Below are 20,853 nucleotides of genomic sequence, written 5' to 3'. Positions count from 1 at the left end.
TCAAGAGAGATATTCATCAATCAGTCTATCATTTTCCATATATAAACAAATCAGAATTTATCTATACCTAATTTTTTTAATTAATGTTATGATACAAAGAGGTAGTTACGGAATGGAGGGATCTTTGGTGGAATTTGGTGAAAATGATCGCCCAATTGTTGAAATTGAAAGAAATATCCGCTACATAAATGGAATCATTAAACATAAGGGACGGGAGATATTAAAGAATTATTCAATTACGGCACCTCAATTCATAGCCTTACAATGGTTGTTAGAGGATGGAGACTTAACGATTGGAGAACTATCCCATAAAATTAATTTGGCTTTTAGTACAACAACTGATTTAGTTGATCGAATGGAGAAAAATAAGTTGGTAGAACGAAGGCGGGATACCAATGATAGACGTGTAGTAAGAATTCATCTATTACCAGAAGGCCGCGAGATTATCCATGAAGTAATTGAAAAAAGACAAGATTATTTACGTTCGATTTTAAACGATGTCCCAACTGAAAGAGTTGGGCTAATTTATGAAGTGTTAACACTCTTACTCGAAAGAATGGAACGTGACCGAGAAAATAAATAAACATATAGAAAAAGAGGGATTGAATTGGATCAGCCGATAGGAGTTATCGATTCGGGGGTTGGTGGTTTAACAGTTGCACGCGAGTTGATGCGCCAATTACCAAGAGAACAGCTTATCTATTTAGGTGATACTGCTCGTTGTCCTTATGGCTCACGACCTAAAGATGAAGTCGTTCAATATACATTAGAAATGGTTGACTTTTTAATTGAAAAAAAAATAAAACTACTTGTGATCGCATGTAATACGGCAACAGCCTATACTATAGATCTATTAAAAGAAAAATTGTCAATACCAGTCATCGGGGTCATACAGCCTGGTGCAAGAGCGGCGATTAAAGTAACAAAATCAAATAATATTGCTGTTATTGGTACAGAAGCTACAATAAATAGTAAAGCATACCCAACAGCTTTAAATTATATTTCATCGGATCTAACTATTTATGACCAAGCGTGTCCTTTATTTGCGCCTCTAGTTGAAAGCGGACAATTTACACATGGGGAAACTGAGGAGATTGTTCACAAATCATTACAACCACTTCAAAATTACAAAAAAATAGATACCTTGATCCTAGGTTGTACCCATTATCCACTCATTGCTGATAAAATTCAAAAAGTGATGGGTGAAAATGTGCAAATTATTTCTTCTGGAGAGGAAACCGCACGAGAAGTGAGTGCAATTCTAGCTTATCAGCAATTATTCTATAAAAAAGATCGAATACCAGTTCATGAATTTTATACAACGGGTTCACCAATCCTATTTGGGCAAATTGCAAACCAGTGGATGGATTATCCAGTTAATCATGTTGAACACGTGGTAATTGAACAAATAAAATCTGACAAGTAGTTCAATCTACTTGTTTTTTAATACATGCAGGTCTATTTTTTTATAGAGCTCGTATATATATTAGTACAAACCATCTGAGGAGGGTATAAGGTGAATATACGAGTGATAATGGGGAAAATAGGCTCATGTATTTTGATCGTTGTTAGTTTGATCTTATTAACAGCGTGTAACAACTCGAGTGAGGATGTATTAGAAGATATTGATGCACCAATAGACCAAGCCGAGGAAACAGATAAAAATGAAGATATAGGTGAATTGGGTGAAGATGATCAAGAAGTTGAAACTGTTGCACGTCAACTATACTTATTGAGCAAGGAAGGTATGGTTGTTCCACAAACTGTTGAATTACCTAAAATAGAATCAAACGAGGTTGCAACACAGGTTTTAGAATATTTAGTTGAGGATGGTCCGATAACGAACCAATTACCAAGTGGTTTTGAAGCTGTATTACCTGCAGGAACTGAGGTTTTGGGATTAAATTTAGAAGAAGACGGGACCATGGTTGTTGATTTGTCGGAGGAGTTCAGGGAGTATGATGGAGCTAAGGAGCAACAAATTATCCAAGCTATGACTTATACGTTAACGCAATTTGATAATGTAGAAAAAGTAAAGTTATGGATTAATGGATTTGAACAAAGTGAAATGCCAGTCAATGGGACGCCAATTCAAGGTGGTTATTCTCGTGTAAACGGGATTAATATGATGGATAGCGAAGCAATTGATTTAATGAATAGTCAAGCAGTTACCATTTATTATCCAGCTCAACTCGGATCAAATATTTATCATGTCCCTGTTACTCAACATATTGAAGTAAAGGATGACCTTAATAAAGGCATTGTCGAGGCTTTATTGAACGGACCAACCTATGATTCTAAATTACTTCATGTTTTTAACCCGAATATTGAACTGATTGAAGTCGATAAATCGAGTGATGGTGTGTTATCAATTGAGTTTTCTGAAGAAGTGCTTGCAGATGTGAATGAAGCTTATATTGCTGATGAAGTAATTGAAACGCTAGTACTTACATTAACAGATCAGCCTGATATTTCTGGAGTCTCAATATCTGTTGAAAATGTTGAACAAATATTTAACGAACATGGGGTACCATATAGTGAACCAGTGACACGGGATTCTTTTGTACCAACTGGAAGTCTTTAAGCTGATTTTTCAGCTTTCTTTTTTTTACTTCGGAAATGATAAGAGCTATATCTGACTAAATTATTAATAAATTTGTAGATTATTTCTAATAACTTTTTTAAAATAAGAATGAAACTAAACGAATAGGTAAAAAATATGTTACGATGTTGATGATAGAAGGAGGAAGATTAAATGAGACCTAACGATAGAAAGCTAGATGAATTGAGAAACATTACAATAAATACGGAATTTACCAAGCATCCGGAAGGCTCCGTTTTAATTACGGTAGGTGATACGAAGGTAATTTGTAATGCAAGTATTGAAGATCGTGTGCCACCTTTCTTGCGTGGACAAGGAAAAGGTTGGATTACGGCAGAATATGCCATGCTTCCAAGGGCAACAGAACAACGCAATATCAGGGAATCATCAAAGGGGAAAGTATCGGGTCGAACAATGGAGATTCAACGTTTAATTGGTCGATCATTAAGAGCAGTCGTTGATTTGGAGAAAATAGGGGAACGTACCATTTGGATAGATTGTGATGTAATTCAAGCAGACGGTGGAACGAGAACAGCTGCTATTACAGGAGCTTTTGTTGCACTTGTTTTGGCCTTAGGAAAATTAATTAAGCAAAACATGATTAAAGAAATGCCAATTACCGATTATTTAGCAGCAGTTTCTGTTGGGATCATGCCTGATGGAAATGCGGTTTTAGATTTAGAGTATGTTGAAGATTCAGAAGCGAATGTGGATATGAATGTTGTTATGACTGGAAAGAAAGAATTTGTGGAAGTACAAGGAACAGGTGAGGAAGCAACTTTTTCATTAGATCAGTTACATAAAATGTTGCATTTAGCTGAAAAGGGGATTGAACAAATCTTTAGTATACAAAAGGAAGCATTGGCCGATTTGGCAGAACTATTAGTAAAAGAAGAGGATTAATTGATGAAAAAAATTTTAATTGCAACAAAAAACCAAGGGAAAGTTGAAGATTTTAAAACCATATTTAAAGAATACAAAATTGATGTTATCTCTTTATTGGATTTAGAAGAACCCATTGATGATATTGAGGAAACTGGAGAAAGTTTTGCTGAAAATGCAATACTTAAAGCAGAGACGATTGCGAAAAAACTAAATATCCCTGTATTGGCTGATGACTCTGGCCTGTCTATTGATCAATTGGATGGAAGACCTGGTGTTTATTCTGCACGATATTCGGGAATGGAAAGAAATGACCGAAAAAACTATATGAAAGTTTTGAGAGAACTTGAAGGGGTGGCAGATGAAGATCGAACCGCTCAATTTACCTGTGCACTTGCACTTGTTATTCCAGGTAAAGACCCCATTGTTAAGTACGGAACTTGTAATGGCCATATTATTAATCAGCCAATAGGTGAAAATGGATTTGGCTATGATCCTGTTTTTATGCCAACAGGTTTTGATCGGACGATGGCCCAGTTATCAATTGAGGAAAAAAATAAAATCAGTCATCGCGGTCGAGCGATTAAAGAATTAGCAAAGTGGTTAGAAACGCACAAGGAGGTTTATTTTTAAATGCCAAAGGTTTTAATTGTCAGTGATAGTCATGGTTGGTCTAAAGAGTTAGCCACCCTAAAAGAACGCTATCAAAATGAAGTTGATCAAATGATTCATTGTGGGGATTCAGAGCTTGATTACAATCAGGAAGAGATACAGGGTTTTCAAAGAGTCGCTGGAAATACAGATTACGATCCTGAGTTTCCAGATGAACTAACCTTTGAAGTGATTGATACGACCTTCTATGTTGCGCATGGCCATATGCACAATATAAAAATGACACTATTACCAATTACATATCGTGCGAGTGAGTTTCATGCCAAGGTTATTTGTCATGGCCATTCCCATTATGCAGCAGCTACAAGAATTGGAGATCAACTCGTTATTAATCCTGGAAGTATTCGCTTTCCAAGGGGGAGACGAGAAGAAACATATGCCATTTTAGAATGGGATGACAATCAAAACTTTGTTGTTCGTTTTTATCAACTTAATGGTGATGAAGTGAAAGACCTAGCTTTTTCAACCCTATTAGACTAATCTATTGAACTTTTAACTGAAAAACACGTGTGGATAATGTAATATTTTCCACACGTACTTTTATAATAACCCATATTCACTTGGAACTAAGAGGTTAAAAATATGGTAAAGCTATTATAGAAGCAATAGCTTATTCTATCGATCTAAAAATTATGACAAGGGATGGACGGAACATTTTTTTAAGTTTTTTCAAAAAAATAATTGACAATCCTTTAAAAAATGACTATAATAAATCTTGTCTGTTAAGGGGAATTTAATAATTTTACTATTCTTAATAAGTAATCATGCGGGTGTAGTTTAGTGGTAAAACCTCAGCCTTCCAAGCTGATGACGAGAGTTCGATTCTCTTCACCCGCTCCAAATATGTCCCAGTAGCTCAGCTGGATAGAGCAACGGCCTTCTAAGCCGTCGGTCGGGCGTTCGAATCGCTCCTGGGATGCTTTTGACTTAGGATTAGTCAGAAAACAAATTCCTAAAATATCCTAGATCGTTGTCTTAACAACGGTTTAGGATATTTTTCTTTTGTTGGGCATAGAAGTAGCAAGAAGGCTTGTGCAAACTTTTTTATACAAATTTTATGTGTAGATTTGTAAAACGATTTTTTCATCCGCTTCTGGGATGTCGATGGAAAGCCTTGTGAACGTCAAGTTTGCGAGGCTTTTATTTTATCTTTTTTATTCAATTGGATTTATTTAAAAAAAGAAGAATAATTGAAGAGGAATGTTTATAGATACTTACTTTTCAAGAAATGATAAAGTCATAAATTCTCTTTATTGGGAATAATAATTTTCATATAGATTTAAAAAAGCCGATCAATACGATGTGGTGAAAGATATTACTACTAACCAAAGGTATGCCTCAGGATTGTGCTACAGTTACCTTACACAGCCTCAAAGAAGCTAGTTTCAATTCAATTTTAAACTCTTTATAAATGTTGTTCTTTTTTCATCAAATATAGGAGAAGATTTTAAACCGTTCTGTCCTGATAACATTTAAAGAATTATCGAGTACCTATCTAATTTTTAGTGCAAATTAACTGACTATAAGCCACCCAATTCAATCATATAAGGAAAACTATTGAATGATAAAAGGGATCAGCAGTCAATAAAAGACTAATTTATTCATCTGATATTTAGTAGCTGATGACGAATCCTTTATTGAGCGAAAGTTTGCTTTACAGGACTTAACGTCTAGATAGGAGATGTAAAATGGTTTGAATTTCTTAAAAAAGGGTAAGAATGAACAAAGAATAGATATTTATAACGATCAACAAGGGTTAAGTTTTTTTGTTGGCCGATTTATGTAGTCAAAAGTTTTTACTAGATGAATATTGAAGGAATATAAACTTTTTAATAAAGATAGAAAAGGGGGAGGGGAATGAATGAACAAGATCATAAACTTATTTTATTTCCAAAACAGAGATTAGAGTTAGAGCAAGCTGCATTTCATGCGATGCAGGAGAAGGAATTTTATCAAGCTTTAACTTATTTTGATCAACTTATTGATTACGGCATAAATGATCAAGACATTGTTCTAGGGAAATTAACGTGTTTAATTGAGTTAGGGAAACAAAGTGAGGCAGAGGAAATTTGCGAAGAATTAATTGCTCGGAAAGATGAAGATTACTTTTCATACATAAATGTATATGCAACACTCTTGTTTCAATTTCACAAACATAAAGATGTCGCACAGTTGTTGGAAGAAGTTTTAAACGATAAAGGAATACCTGATCCATTGAAAGGTCAATTAGAGAAATTATATGAAGTTAATCAACCGTTAGTTGATGAACAAATGGAACAAGAAGCGAAAATTACAAAACACGAATTAGTTGATGCTTTCGAAAGCAATGATAGTCTAGCACAATGGCATTTAGTTAATCATCTGCAAAATACCGATATAGCTCCGTACATAAAATTATTTGAACAAATGTTAATAAGCGAAGATGTTCATCCTGTTATTAAGACTGTGATCGTCGGGCTTTTACAAGCAAAATCTATCGACCGAAATTTTAAAGTAAAAAAATTTGGTCTACAGATCATGATTAATCCTAGCCGATTTCCATATATGAATGAACATCCTTTTCGAGAAGCGCTTAGAAAGGAACTAATTAATTATGAGCAGGAGAATCCAACTTTTTTTCAACTGGGGGAAAAGTTGATTGATCGTTATTTTTATGTTCTGTATCCCTTATCACCTGCAATGACAGAGTTAGATATAGTTAAAGAGGCAATTATAGCAATTGTTCAAGCCTCATTTGAACCGAAGAGTAATGTTTCTAAGGAAAATTATTCGGAAGACACATTAGCTATGATGAATCAGATGATTGAAATTGAAAAGATTTATTTTTCAATTATGGAGGAATAAAGTGAACTTTCATCTCCCATTGGGTATTAGATAAACAAATCGAGCTTTTTCTGTTGCCTATCGCTTTTCATTCGATCATTTCTCTTATATGATTGAAGTGGAGGCTTACAGTCAATTATTCTGCGATAAAGAGCCCCTTTGGTTTGACGAGTTTCAATTATTATCAATACTAAATGTTGAAACGATGCATGTTTGTGTTATAATGAAATGGTTGTAATTTGCGTTCGGTCTTGTGTCAATAATAATGAATCATGAATGAACGGCAAATAGAATTTATTCGTACTTATTTGGAGGGAAAATGAATGACGGCTAAATGGGAAAAAAAAGAGGGCAATCTAGGAACGCTAACTGTTGAAGTAGAAGCGGAAAAATTTAATGATGCACTAGATAAAGCCTTTAAAAAAGTAGTAAAAGACGTACAATTACCTGGTTTCCGTAAAGGAAGAGTACCAAGAGGATTATTTGAACAACGGTTTGGTGTTGAATCTTTATATCAAGATGCAGTAGATATCCTTTTACCAGAAGCTTATTCAACAGCGATTGATGAGACTGGAATTTTACCTGTGGATCAACCAGAAGTGGATATTACTCAAATTGAAAAAGGAAAAACGTTTATTTTTACAGCAGAAATTACAGTTAAACCAGAAGTAAAATTAGGTGAATACAAAGACCTTGAAGTAGAAGAAGATGATGTAACAGTCACAGATGAAGATGTTGATCAAGATATTGAAAACCAACGTCAAAGATTAGCTGAATTAGTTGTTAAAGAAGATGGAACCATTGAAGAAGGGGATACTGCTGTCATCGATTTTGAAGGTTTCATAGATGGTGAAGCTTTTGAAGGTGGAGCGGGTGAGAACCATTCATTAGAGATTGGATCTGGTTCTTTTATTCCAGGTTTTGAAGAACAATTAATTGGTAAAGCAAATGATGAAGAAACTGAGGTAGAGGTAACTTTCCCTGAAGATTATCATGCGGAAGATCTTGCTGGAAAAGCAGCAACCTTTAAAGTGAAAATCCATGAAATTAAGGCGAAGGAATTACCAGAATTAGATGATGAATTTGCTAAAGATGTTGATGATGAAGTTGAATCATTAGCAGAACTTAAAGAAAAAACAAAAGAACGCCTTGAAGAACAGAAAAAAGCAGAAGCAGAAAATAAAAAACGTGAAACGTTGATTAATCAAGCTTCTGATAACGCTGAAATTGATATTCCAGAAGTGATGATTGATACAGAATTAGACCGTATGGTAAGTGAATTTGAACAACGTTTACAGCAACAAGGAATGACACTTGAGATGTATTCTCAATTCTCTGGTCAAGATGAAGAAGCATTGAAAGAACAAATGAAAGAAGATGCAAGTAAACGTGTACGAACAAACCTAGTCCTAGAAGCCATTGCAATCGAAGAGGACTTAGAAGTAACTGAGGAAGATATTAATGAAGAGCTAGAAACAATGGCGAAAATGTATCAAATTGAAGTTGAGCAGTTGACACAAATGTTAGGCGGAAATACTGATATGTTAAAAGAAGATTTAAAATTTAAAAAAGCGATTGATTTCTTAGTAGATAATAGCATAGTTAAATAATTAGATAGCCAATAGAAAACAAGGCAGCGCATGGTTTGCCTTGTTTTCTCACATCATTGTGTTTTACATAAGTGATCGGATAGACTAAGTAATCCTTTCACTGTCCTTTTTTTATAACATATGATATATACATATACTTAATTAAATTCGTTTAATGTTTGGCTAAGTTGGTAACACTAAAAAAGTATCCATAAGAGCTATTGTTTTGAATCTGATTTCTTATTTGTTATGATGAATTTATAAAGGAAACAAATTATAAATTGTTTCTAACTAAAATACGAGAACATATTAAAACACAAGACTTAGGAAAGATTGTTTAATATAGAGGGGTGAAGGAATTTGTATAAATTTAACGAAGAAAAGGGTCAGCTTAAGTGTTCTTTTTGTGGAAAGAGCCAGGAACAAGTACGGAAATTAGTAGCTGGACCTGGTGTCTATATATGCGATGAATGTATTGAACTTTGTTCTGAAATCGTTGAAGAGGAATTAGGTGTTGAAGAGGATATTGAATTTACGGACGTGCGTAAACCACAAGAAATCGCTGAAATCCTCAATGATTATGTGATTGGACAAAGTAAAGCTAAAAAGAGTCTCTCTGTTGCCGTCTATAATCATTACAAACGAATTAACGCAATGGATCATGCAGATGATGTTGAATTAGCCAAAAGTAATATTGCCATGATTGGACCAACCGGTAGTGGTAAAACATTACTTGCCCAAACATTGGCACGTATCTTAAACGTTCCATTTGCAATAGCAGATGCAACATCACTAACTGAAGCGGGTTATGTAGGGGAAGATGTTGAGAATATACTACTTAAACTAATTCAAGCAGCTGATTATGATGTTGAGAGAGCAGAAAAAGGGATTATCTATATTGATGAAATTGATAAAGTTGCTCGCAAATCTGAAAATCCATCAATCACAAGAGATGTTTCAGGTGAAGGTGTCCAACAAGCTTTATTGAAAATACTTGAAGGAACAGTGGCAAGTGTTCCACCACAAGGTGGGCGTAAACATCCTCACCAAGAGTTTATTCAAATTGATACAACAAATATTTTGTTTATTGTAGGTGGGGCTTTTGATGGGATTGATCAGATTGTCAAAAGTCGTTTAGGTAAAAAAGTGATTGGTTTTGATGCTGAATCCGAAACAAGTCAACTTGATAAGGCTGAATTATTACAAAAAGTTTTACCTGAGGACTTATTGAAATTCGGATTAATTCCTGAGTTTATCGGTCGCTTACCTATCATTGGTAGTTTAGAGCCGCTTGATCAGGAAGCTTTAATTGATATTTTAACTAAACCTAAGAATGCTCTAGTTAAACAGTATAAACGTTTATTCAAAATGGATGATGTTGAGTTAGAATTTGAAGAGGAAGCACTTGAAGCAATTGCTGTTAAAGCAATGGAAAGAAAAACAGGTGCACGTGGATTACGTTCAATCCTAGAGACAATTATGTTAGATGTTATGTTTGAACTGCCTTCGCGTGATGATATTAAAAAATGTATCATTACAAAAGAAACTGTCGAACATGAAGAAGGACGTCCAAAACTATTGCTTGAAGATGGATCACTATTTATAGAAGAAGAAAAACCAAAAGAAAGTGCTTAATTTATACCTTTATAAATCCCTTGTTTAAAAAGCAAGGGGTTTTTCTTCTAAATATTTCCGTTTCTAAAATTAGAAATGGAGGATTACTGTCAACTATGGCATGATACACTTACGGGGGTTATTTTTGATGAATGAAGATAAACGAGTGTCTTTACCGCTTCTTCCACTTAGGGGGGTGGTCGTCTATCCAGCTGTTGTGATGCATTTAGATATAGGGAGAAAATCATCAATTGAGGCACTTGAAATAGCTATGAAGCAAGACCGAAAGATAATGCTGATATCACAAAAGAAAAGTTCGATTACAGAACCAAAGCAAGATGACCTGTATCAAATCGGGACAATTGCTTTCGTTAAGAAATTATTAAAATTACCCAATGGAACCATTCGGGTATTAGTTGAAGGAATAAATCGGGCAAAAGTTGTTTATTATGAACAAGAAATACCCTATATGTCTGTAAAGGCTGAGATTTTGACAGAGGAATTAATTCTTGACGAGTCAAAAAACACTGCTTTAATAAGAGTGTTGCTTGATCAATTTAAAAAATACGTCGATTTATCAAGTAAACTGACGAAGGAAACGTATTTAGGTATTGTTGATATTGATCATTTATCTAGATTAACAGACATAATTAGTTCACATTTACCGCTTAAATTATCGCTCAAACAATTATTATTAGAAACAACAGATATTGAGGAACGTGCTCAACGATTAACTGAACTTATCTCAAACGAACATGAAATTCTTCGGCTAGAACAAAAAATTGGCCACCGTGTTAAAAGGTCGATCGAGCAAACACAAAAAGAGTATTACTTGCGTGAACAAATGAAAGCAATTCAGAATGAGTTAGGCGAAAAGGATGGCAAAACGAGTGAGATTACGGATCTAAAAGAAAAAATTGAGCAAAGTGGTATGCCTGAACGTATTTTAACCGTTGCCTACAAAGAATTAAAACGTTATGAATATATCCCTCAAACGTCAGCAGAAAGTGCAGTGATTAGGAATTACTTAGATTGGCTTATTTCGTTACCATGGTCGAAGCAAACAAAGGATCACTTGGATATTAATCAAGCAGAATCTATTCTAAATGATGACCATTATGGGTTAGAGAAGGTTAAAGAGCGTGTATTAGAGCATTTAGCCGTTCAACAGTTAACCAGGAGTTTAAGGGGTCCAATACTTTGTCTGGTCGGACCGCCAGGAGTAGGAAAAACATCATTAGCAAAGTCTATTGCCCGGGCAATAAATCGTCAATTCGTTCGAATATCTTTAGGTGGTATACGAGATGAAGCTGAGATTAGGGGGCATCGTCGTACTTACATAGGTGCAATGCCTGGACGAGTTATTCAAGCGATGAAAAAGGCAGGAACCACTAATCCGGTTATTTTACTTGATGAAATAGATAAGATGGCTCATGATTTCAGAGGTGATCCTGCTTCCGCAATGCTAGAGGTATTGGATCCTGAACAGAATAATCAATTTAGTGATCATTTTATTGAAGAATCATATGATTTAAGTAATGTTATGTTTATTAGCACAGCCAATAACCTACAATCCATTCCAAGCCCTTTACTTGATCGAATGGAGATTATTTCAATTCCTGGTTATACCGAACTAGAAAAGCAACATATCGCTAGGGAACATTTAATCCCGAAACAACTCAAAGTTCATGGCTTAGAAGCGAATCAATTACAAATCCGCGATGAAGCTTTGACTCAATTAATTCGTCGTTACTCTCGAGAAGCTGGTGTTCGGCAATTAGAACGTCAAATTGCAGCGATTTGCCGGAAAGCAACAAGATTATATGTATCTGAACAGAAAAAACAACTAATTGTGACAAAAAAACAATTGGAGAAATTATTAGGTAAACCTATTTATCGTTATGGTATGATGGAAGCTGAGAATCAGATTGGTACAGCTACAGGACTTGCTTATACAACGGCTGGCGGCGATACCTTGTCGATAGAAGTTAGTATTATACCAGGTAAGGGTAAGCTCTCATTAACGGGTAAGTTAGGGGACGTTATGAAAGAATCAGCCTATGCTGCCTTAAGCTATGTCCGCTCACGAGCAAAGGAATTGTCGATTGATCCTACATTTTATCAAGACCATGATATTCATATCCATGTTCCAGAAGGTGCGACACCTAAAGATGGTCCTTCCGCTGGAATAACAATTGCAACAGCGCTCGTATCTGGTTTAACAAATCGTCCCGTTAAAAAGGAAGTAGGTATGACAGGGGAAATAACCTTGCGTGGACATGTTTTGCCGATTGGCGGATTGAAAGAAAAAGTCTTAAGCGCTCACCGAGCGGGATTAACAACGATTATTTTACCTAAGGATAATGAGAAGGATTTGATTGATATTCCAAAGAGTGTCAAAAGATCACTCACTTTTATTGTTGTCAGTCACTTAGATCAAGTTTTAGAACATGCGCTTGTGGAGGTATAAAATGAAAGTCACACACTCAGATTTAACAATTAGTGCTGTTTTACCTAAGCAATTTCCAACAGAAGGATATCCCGAAATCGCTTTAGCAGGGCGTTCAAATGTTGGCAAATCATCATTTATTAATAAAATGATTAATCGAAAAGCTTTAGCGCGGACATCATCGAAGCCAGGGAAAACACAAACGTTAAACTTTTATCTTATTAATGAATTTTTTCACTTTGTTGATGTCCCAGGTTATGGATATGCGAAAGTATCGAAAAAAGAACGCGAAGCATGGGGGAAAATGATGGAGAATTACTTCGCGGATCGTAAGAATTTAAAAGCTACGGTATTAATTGTCGATATTAGACATCGACCGACCGAAGATGATAAAATGATGTATGATTTTTTAAAGCATTATCAAATTCCTGTTATCATTATTGCAACAAAATTAGATAAGATAAAAAAAAGTCAGGTAAATAAACAGTTAAAAATGATTGAAGAAAGATTAGAAGTAGAAAAAGAAGATCAACTTATTCCTTTTTCGGCGGAAACTGCTCAAGGAAAGGATCAGGCTTGGAAGGCAATCGAATTATTTTTAGAAAAAAGATAGTTACAGTGGATTAAAGCTACTGTAACTATCTTTTTTTAATCAATAGATAAACTCCAAATATAATCAAGGATACTGGCCAATAATTTTCTAACACACGAAGGAGTTGATTAACCGATTGAGAAAATTGACTGTTTGTAAGTGACAACAGTACGAACAAGCCGGTTAAAAGTAAGATTAAACCTGGATAAAGCCCAACTTTTGTTTTCTGGTATCGAATTAAAAAAGCAAGGCCAATAATAATTGCATAGACACTCCAATGATCAATCCAATTTGGATAAATAGATATCGCATGAAAGTGAATGCCTATTCCAAGTAAAACAACTCCTGGAAAAAGTTTATCATGATCACGGCTCAGATAACCGTGAATCAATAAACTGAAACCAAGTATCATCAAGAGGGTTGGCCATGTTGTAAAGTTTTCTAGAAGTGGAATTTGCCATTGCTGTAATAAGAAATATAGTCCAACCCCGATTAAAATATAGGCGGTTAAATAATTTTGTTTGCGCATCAAGGTCACCTGTCTTTAATTTATAGAAACTATGTTATTGAATTCATTTATATTTTATCAGATTGCTTTAATTTTTCCTAATTAAAGCTATATAACTTATATATTGGTGTTAAAACGGGGATGCGATAATTAAGAAGGATTTCTCCCATAAACTAAAGCATAATATGAGTAGAGAATCATATAACTGTTATTGAGGGCGTGTATCATTATTTTTTAAAGTTAAACATAGAAAAGTTACCGTTATTAAGTGATTGAAGTTTCACGTCCATAGGATAAATGAATAAACGTCAAGGCACTTGTCATATGGCAAGAGACATCTAAGTCATTGAATAAGCATTTCTAATAATTATTTAAGATTGATTAAAAAATGCTACAAGTTAATATGACGTGAGAATAGGTGTTTTAAAGGAGGAGATTTAATGACGGAAAAAGAGATGAAGCCATTTCATTTTGATTTAACAGAAACATTATTTTTTCATAGAAATGAAGGCGTCTCAGAAGTGTTAGGTATTGGACTAGATCCAGAAATTTCAATTGAATCACATGACGATCATGTATCAGTACGTGGGATTATTGCTTTAACGGGTGAATATTTACCAGTTTTTATTGATGATCAGAGTGAAGTTGAAGATGATGAAGAGATACAATCCCGTTACTTTAAACGAGTTGAGCAGGATGAGGAAGGAGTTTGTGAATTTCTACATCATTTTCCGATTGATATCTCAATTCCACATGAGCGGATTAAAAGTTTGAATGACTTAACCGTTAGTGTTGATCATTTTGATTATCATGTGCCTGATGCCCGGAAATTAGAGTTAGAAGCGACTATCCAAATTGAAGGACTTGAATATGAGCGAAAAGGCGAAGATAAAGTTGAAGATGAAGTTGAGGAAGAGGAACTAGAGCAGAATACCGATGTGGATACTGAAGTAGAGGAAAGTGAAGAAGAAATGATTCAATTTGACATAAAAGTAAAAGAAGAAAATGAAATCGTAAATAAAGCTGAGGAAGCTGAAGATAAGGTGATTCCACTGAATAAAAGGGAGGAAAGAGAAGAACTTGAAGATGATGAACCGATTAGTGATAGAGTAGAGGAATCCATAGCGATACATGAAACAAAAACAGATGAAATAGAAGAAAGTGTACAAAAAACTACTTATCTACTAGATTTATTTGAGCAAGCGGAGGATGAAGTAGAGCGGTACTCAAAGTTAAGAATGTACATTGTCCAAGATGAAGATTCCTTGGAACAAATAGCTGAGAAGTATCAAGTAAGTTTAGCAAAATTACAACGTGCAAATCGGTTAGAGACTACTTCTATTTATCAAGGCCAAATCATTTATTTACCACAATAGAATGAGTAGATAGCAGATTTCACAAAGACATGTTAAAAGTTCTTCTAAAAAAAGTCTAAATCTTTATGGCGGGGTGGGTTAACCGTCGTTCCAATCCCATTTCTTACGGCCAGCTGTTCTCTATCTTGTAAAAGTGGGACCGATCCTGTGTAAAGTATCCGACTAGAGTAGCAATTACAGGTGTTTTTTTAAAAAAATAAGTACTTAATTTGTATCGCGCATTAACGGACTGTAAGCTCCTTGTTTTAATCAAACAAGTGAGACTATTGGATTATAATTGGAGGATCAACAGTCAGTAAAAGCTTGATGCGGTCATCTAATATCCAGTGAGGATCAAGCACTCCCGCTGAGAGAAGGCTCATTTTATCCTCTGTTAAATCATTATGGTATTCGTATCATTAAATGAAACAAACAAGTGCGGAAAAGTAACCATGTTTTCTACACTTGTTTTTTTAATGGAGAAGTCGGCAAATGGACTTCTTTTCAAATTTTAATTTATAGCAAATCTAAATATAAAAGTGAATACACACCCACAAACATAGCGAGCAAAAACATATCTAGTGTTGAGGGGAAAAGAACGGTTCGAACAATTTGTACAATACAAATAGGTATGAGGCTACGTTCAATAATAACTAAGTATTCTCGAAATTCTGGTGGGATTCGAAAACGATTGTTACGAAACATTTTGTCACCCTTTCATTAGCCTAGTAGTGTATTATATGCGGGTAATCCTTCGTTGTAACACACTTTTTTATTATTGATTGCAATCATCTTGACTTTAGTCATGTATTTTGGATAAAATAATGAGTATGAAATAGAATATTATAAATGACGATGAAAAGGAAGAGTATGCTGATCATACTTTTAGAGAGGGAATCGCTTGCTGAAAGATTCCTAAGTTACTGATCGCAGAAGGTAGCCTTGGATGTTGTTTAGCTGAACGTTGTATGACAAGTAGGTTAAACCGGTTCAAAACCGTTAGATTTAATGAAGTGTATAGTGATTGTACTATAAACTAAGGTGGTACCACGGAATGCTAAAGCCAATTCGTCCTTTCTATAATTTAGGATAGATTGGTTTTTTTGTGTTCAAAAGAATAATTAAAAGAGGAGGTCATATTTATGGCAGAGAGTAAACATAGTTTACCACCCAAATATGATTCAAACGCCGTAGAAGCAGGTCGTTATCAATATTGGCTTGATGGCAAATTTTTTGAAGCAACAGGGGATTTGAATAAAAAACCGTATACAGTTGTGATTCCACCACCAAATGTAACAGGTAAATTACATATTGGGCATGCATGGGATACAACACTTCAAGATATTATTACACGAATGAAGCGGATGCAGGGTTATGACGTGCTGTATTTACCGGGGATGGACCATGCTGGCATTGCAACACAAGCAAAAGTGGAAGGAAAGCTTAGAGAGTCTGGAGTTAGTCGATATGATCTAGGGCGTGATAAGTTTCTTGACAAAGCATGGGAATGGAAAGAATCTTATGCCGATTTTATTCGTCAACAATGGGAGAAGCTTGGCTTAGGTCTAGATTACTCAAGAGAACGATTTACTCTTGATGAAGGTTTATCAAAAGCGGTTCAGGAGGTATTTGTTAAACTTTATGAAGAAGGTCTAATTTATCGCGGGGAATATATTATTAATTGGGATCCATCGACAAAGACGGCTTTATCAGATATTGAAGTTATTCACGAAGAAGTGACTGGACACTTTTATCATATGAAATATCCATTAAAAGATGGTTCAGGCTATATTGAAATTGCGACGACACGTCCAGAAACAATGTTGGGAGATACAGCAATTGCTGTTCATCCAAAAGATGAACGCTATCAGCATCTGATTGGCAAAAAAGCCATTCTTCCAATTGTAGGTCGAGAAATTGAAATTATTGCAGACGATTATGTGGACAGGGAATTTGGCTCAGGCGCTGTTAAGATAACACCTGCTCATGATCCAAATGATTTTGAAATTGGAAACCGCCACCAATTAAAACGTGTTCTTGTTATGCATGAAGATGGTACAATGAATGAGAATGCAGGTAAATATGAAGGATTAGACCGATTTGAATGTCGTAAGCAGATCGTAAAAGATTTACAAGAAGATGGAGTTCTATTTAAAATTGAGGAGCATGTTCATTCGGTTGGTCATTCCGAGCGAAGTGGTGTTGTCGTTGAACCTTACCTATCTACCCAATGGTTTGTTCGGATGCAACCATTAGCAGATCAAGCAATTGCTCTACAAAAAGATCAGTCTGAAAAAGTAAATTTTATCCCAGAACGATTCGAAGGTACTTATTTACATTGGATGGATAATATACGTGATTGGTGTATTTCTCGCCAATTATGGTGGGGACACCGCATTCCTGCTTGGTACCATAAGGAAACTGGAGAAGTATATGTTGGTAAGGAAGCGCCGCATGATCTCGAACATTGGGAACAGGATCCGGATGTATTAGATACATGGTTTTCATCAGCCCTCTGGCCATTTTCAACATTAAATTGGCCAAATACTGAAGATGAAGAGTTTAATCGTTATTTCCCAACAGATACACTAGTGACGGGCTATGACATCATTTTCTTTTGGGTTGCACGAATGATTTTTCAATCAAAACATTTTACTGATGAACGACCATTTAAAGATGTTTTAATCCATGGACTTGTTCGAGATGCAGACGGTAGAAAGATGAGTAAATCACTAGGTAACGGTGTCGATCCTATGGATGTTATCGAGAAGTACGGAGCTGACTCACTTCGTTATTTCTTAGCAACAGGTTCAACACCAGGACAGGATTTGCGTTTTCAATGGGAAAAGGTAGAATCTACATGGAACTTTATTAATAAAATATGGAATGCATCGCGTTTTGTATTAATGAATATTGATCAGATGGAGAATGGGGATGTAGATCTCACGGGAGATAAAAACATCGCCGATCAATGGATTTTAACACGCTTAAATGAAACGATTAGTCAAGTGAATCGTCACAGTGACCGTTATGATTTCGGAGAAGTTGGTCGATATCTCTATAATTTTATTTGGGATGATTTCTGCGATTGGTATATTGAGATGGCGAAAATTCCGCTATATGGTGATGATGAAGCAGCTAAACACTCAACACGTTCAGTTCTTATTTATGTGCTTGATCAAATTTTACGAATGCTTCACCCATTTATGCCTTTTGTGACTGAGGAAATTTGGCAACACATCCCGCATCAAGGTGAATCAATTACACAGGCTGCATGGCCAGAAGTTAATGATGAGCTTTCAAATGAACAAGCAGCAGATGAAATGAAACGTTTAGTTGCAATTATTCGTTCTGTCCGACATATTCGTGCAGAAGTGGATACACCAATGTCAAAAACAATCGAGCTTGTTATTAAAGCGAAGGATCAACATATTGCAGATCAACTAAAACAGAATCAACATTATATTGAGCACTTCTGTAACACGGAAAAATTATTGATTGCACCTGATCTTACAGCACCAGATAAATCAATGTCAGCAGTTGTCTCCGGAGCGGAACTTTACTTACCGTTAGCTGGCTTAATTGATTACGAAAAAGAATTAGCCCGATTGGAAGCGGAACTAGAAAAGCTAAATAAAGAAGTAGAGCGGGTACAAGGTAAGTTAAGTAATGATAATTTTGTTAAAAAAGCACCTGAAAAAATAGTAGCAATTGAGAAGCAGAAAGAACAAGACTATTTGGAACAACGTGAGAAGGTAGCCGCACGAATAAATGAATTAAAACAATGATAGTAAATTTTTTGTAACTAACTATTGACTTTAAATAGTTAGTTACTTTTTTAGAAAGAGACTTATAAGTTAACTATCATAATAAATGAGAGGTTGATTGGGATGTTTATTTCCGTTGATGCACTAGAAGTGTTTTTTTGCAACCGCGAGAATATAGGTATTAAACCTGGTTTAGCAAGGATGAGCCGATTACTTCGTAGTGTCGGACACCCTGAGATAAATTTGCCGGCTGTTCATGTTGCGGGTACGAATGGAAAAGGGTCAACCGTAACCTATTTAGCTTCTATTTTATCAGAGGCTGGCTATAGTGTCGGGACATTTACTTCACCTAGCTTAACAACTTATCAAGCCATGATTCAGTTAAATGGACAGCCAATATCAGATGATCTTTATTTGACTTATGCGAATCAATTAGTCACTGAGGTAGAGTTATTGAATAGTGAAGGCAATCCAGCAAGTAATTTTGAAATAATCGTAGCTATTGCGATTCAGTTTTTTTCAAATCATGCAGATATCTCTGTTATTGAAACGGGAATGGGTGGTTTGGAAGACGCAACAAACGTATTTGACCCGATTATTTCGATCATTACATCAATTGACTATGATCATACAGCTTTTTTAGGTGATACAATTGAACAGATAGCTTCACACAAAGCTGGAATAATAAAGCCGAACAAACCAGTAGTAATCGGTAAGATGGTAGAAAAAGCAAGTTCAATCATTGAGGATGTAGCTCTAGAAAAAAATGCAAGACTAGAGGAAATTGGAAATACCTTTCAAGTGATTTGGATTGAAAACCAGCCATATTATAAGGACGAGTTTCGAATGTTACCTTTGAAGTTAAAATTATTAGGAGAACACCAATTTCTTAATACAGCGTTAGCGATTAAGGCGAGTTTCATTTTGAGGGAATGTGGGTTTAAAATCACAGAAGAACAAATAAAGAGTGGTATTAGCCAAGCCTATTTACCTGCTCGCTTTGAACAAATTAATGATCATCCTATTGTTATTATTGATGGTGCCCATAATAAAGAGAGTATTATCGCGTTTATAAAAACAGTAAAAAAATACGATCTGGAAAGAGAAAAAATATTAGTGTTTGCTGCTTTTAAGGATAAACCAATTGCAGATATGCTAAAGCTTCTTGAACCTCACTTTGATCGAATGATTTTTACGACCTTTGAAAATCAACGTGCTGAACAAGCGGATAGATTATTTAACATGTCCAATCATCCGAAAAAGGAGAAATCTGATAATTGGCAAGAAGTCTTAAATCTACTAGTAGAAACGAATACAGATAAACAAGTGACCTTTGTGGTGGGATCACTTGATTTTGTTGGAAAAGTCAGAGGATATTTTAGCTGAAATATCTTGCCCATTAATGAAAATAGAATTATACTAAGGAATAAGAGAAACACTAAAAAGTGTTGTTACACCATGGTTACCTAACTTCTATTACATCAAGGAATTATTATTGCCGATGAATAGTATGAGCTGGGTAGCCTTTTTTTATCGGATGAATTAAATAAACGCTTGGGAAGGAGGATCTAAAGGCTAATGATAGGAAATGTGTAACAATGATTGATAATGTCGAATACAAGATGGAAATGCCTTATATTCGGAGGAAGAAAAAATAGCCTGGTCATAGAAGAGTCGCCTATAAATCGAGCAATCCCCTGACAAATCTACCCTATCCTCAATAAAATATGACCTTAAGTATTCAAATCTTAGTAGTAGGGCTGAATAGCCAGTCATCCACTCACCAGATAATCGATATCCAAACTAAATGAAAAAGTGAAAATTCAATCAGTGAGAGTTTTACTGATAATTGCACTGCGATAAAACAGAATAACAACAAGAAAAGACAAAATGATCGTTCAGTTTATGTATATACGATCAATTTAATTAATTTCTAAAGACGATACATTTAACTAAACTCTAACCTAATCGAGGGTTACTATTTAGATAAGGAGCAGACT

Annotated in this window: 16 protein-coding genes, 2 tRNA genes and 1 other annotated feature; of the genes, 16 read left to right on the top strand and 2 right to left on the bottom strand. The window is 35.2% G+C overall.

From position 1 onward, the window contains the following. Positions 1-112: 112 nt before the first annotated feature. The 13 genes from KQI76_RS00410 to yihA all read left to right on the top strand — a co-directional run bounded on the left by KQI76_RS00410 (position 113) and on the right by yihA (position 13,244). The gene (locus KQI76_RS00410) at positions 113-583 is read left to right on the top strand and encodes a MarR family winged helix-turn-helix transcriptional regulator (protein WP_253288732.1); all 471 of its coding nucleotides are present in this window, start codon (positions 113-115) and stop codon (positions 581-583) included. A gap of 24 nt (positions 584-607) precedes the next feature. After that, entirely contained in the window at positions 608-1,426 is an 819-nt protein-coding gene (gene racE, locus KQI76_RS00405; RefSeq protein WP_216398323.1) for a glutamate racemase, read from the top strand. Positions 1,427-1,516: 90 nt separating this feature from the next. Further along, entirely contained in the window at positions 1,517-2,584 is a 1,068-nt protein-coding gene (locus KQI76_RS00400; protein ID WP_216398322.1) for a GerMN domain-containing protein, read from the top strand. Between the two features lie 171 nt (positions 2,585-2,755). Further along, positions 2,756-3,505, top strand: a complete 750-nt coding sequence (gene rph, locus KQI76_RS00395) for a ribonuclease PH (RefSeq protein ID WP_216398321.1) — start codon at positions 2,756-2,758, stop codon at positions 3,503-3,505. 3 nt (positions 3,506-3,508) lie between these two features. Then, a complete protein-coding gene (locus KQI76_RS00390; protein ID WP_216398320.1) occupies positions 3,509-4,117 on the top strand; it encodes an XTP/dITP diphosphatase in 609 nt (202 codons plus the stop codon). Then, positions 4,118-4,636: a metallophosphoesterase family protein gene (locus KQI76_RS00385; protein WP_216398319.1), complete on the top strand. Its 519-nt coding sequence runs from the start codon at positions 4,118-4,120 to the stop codon at positions 4,634-4,636. A 286-nt stretch (positions 4,637-4,922) separates the two neighbouring features. Next, positions 4,923-4,996, top strand: a tRNA-Gly gene (locus KQI76_RS00380). Between the two features lie 5 nt (positions 4,997-5,001). Next, positions 5,002-5,075: transfer RNA gene (locus KQI76_RS00375), tRNA-Arg, on the top strand. 938 nt (positions 5,076-6,013) lie between these two features. Continuing rightward, on the top strand, positions 6,014-7,000 hold the full coding sequence (locus KQI76_RS00370) for a DUF3196 family protein (protein WP_216398318.1): 987 nt from the start codon (positions 6,014-6,016) through the stop codon (positions 6,998-7,000). 302 nt (positions 7,001-7,302) lie between these two features. Then, positions 7,303-8,589 (top strand): trigger factor, encoded by a 1,287-nt coding sequence (tig, locus tag KQI76_RS00365; RefSeq protein ID WP_216398317.1) that lies wholly within the window; start codon positions 7,303-7,305, stop codon positions 8,587-8,589. A 339-nt stretch (positions 8,590-8,928) separates the two neighbouring features. Then, positions 8,929-10,203, top strand: a complete 1,275-nt coding sequence (clpX, locus tag KQI76_RS00360; RefSeq protein ID WP_216398316.1) for an ATP-dependent protease ATP-binding subunit ClpX — start codon at positions 8,929-8,931, stop codon at positions 10,201-10,203. Positions 10,204-10,330: 127 nt separating this feature from the next. Beyond that, positions 10,331-12,652, top strand: a complete 2,322-nt coding sequence (gene lon, locus KQI76_RS00355; protein WP_216398315.1) for an endopeptidase La — start codon at positions 10,331-10,333, stop codon at positions 12,650-12,652. A 1-nt stretch (position 12,653) separates the two neighbouring features. Further along, a complete protein-coding gene (yihA, locus tag KQI76_RS00350; protein ID WP_216398314.1) occupies positions 12,654-13,244 on the top strand; it encodes a ribosome biogenesis GTP-binding protein YihA/YsxC in 591 nt (196 codons plus the stop codon). A 25-nt stretch (positions 13,245-13,269) separates the two neighbouring features. On the opposite strand, the gene KQI76_RS00345 is transcribed toward yihA, so the two are convergent. Next, the gene (locus tag KQI76_RS00345; RefSeq protein ID WP_216398313.1) at positions 13,270-13,752 is read right to left on the bottom strand and encodes a LiaI-LiaF-like domain-containing protein; all 483 of its coding nucleotides are present in this window, start codon (positions 13,750-13,752) and stop codon (positions 13,270-13,272) included. A gap of 419 nt (positions 13,753-14,171) precedes the next feature. Between KQI76_RS00345 and KQI76_RS00340 the strand changes: the two genes are divergently transcribed. Continuing rightward, a complete protein-coding gene (locus KQI76_RS00340) occupies positions 14,172-15,107 on the top strand; it encodes a LysM peptidoglycan-binding domain-containing protein (RefSeq protein ID WP_216398312.1) in 936 nt (311 codons plus the stop codon). A gap of 495 nt (positions 15,108-15,602) precedes the next feature. Here KQI76_RS00340 and KQI76_RS00335 read toward each other — a convergent pair whose 3' ends face one another. After that, complete coding sequence (locus tag KQI76_RS00335; protein WP_216398311.1) at positions 15,603-15,791, bottom strand: hypothetical protein; 189 nt, start codon at positions 15,789-15,791, stop codon at positions 15,603-15,605. A 141-nt stretch (positions 15,792-15,932) separates the two neighbouring features. Further along, positions 15,933-16,165, top strand: a binding site (T-box leader). A gap of 63 nt (positions 16,166-16,228) precedes the next feature. On the opposite strand from KQI76_RS00335, the gene KQI76_RS00330 reads away from it, so the two are divergent. Both KQI76_RS00330 and KQI76_RS00325 read left to right on the top strand, forming a co-directional pair. Next, positions 16,229-18,874 (top strand): valine--tRNA ligase, encoded by a 2,646-nt coding sequence (locus KQI76_RS00330; protein WP_216398310.1) that lies wholly within the window; start codon positions 16,229-16,231, stop codon positions 18,872-18,874. 102 nt (positions 18,875-18,976) lie between these two features. Continuing rightward, positions 18,977-20,239: a bifunctional folylpolyglutamate synthase/dihydrofolate synthase gene (locus KQI76_RS00325; RefSeq protein ID WP_216398309.1), complete on the top strand. Its 1,263-nt coding sequence runs from the start codon at positions 18,977-18,979 to the stop codon at positions 20,237-20,239. The last annotated feature ends 614 nt before the right edge of the window (positions 20,240-20,853 follow it).

Source organism: Amphibacillus sp. MSJ-3, from assembly GCF_018919165.1.
Taxonomy (GTDB): Bacteria; Bacillota; Bacilli; order Bacillales; family Amphibacillaceae; genus Amphibacillus.
This window is presented reverse-complemented; position numbering and strand designations above follow the sequence as displayed.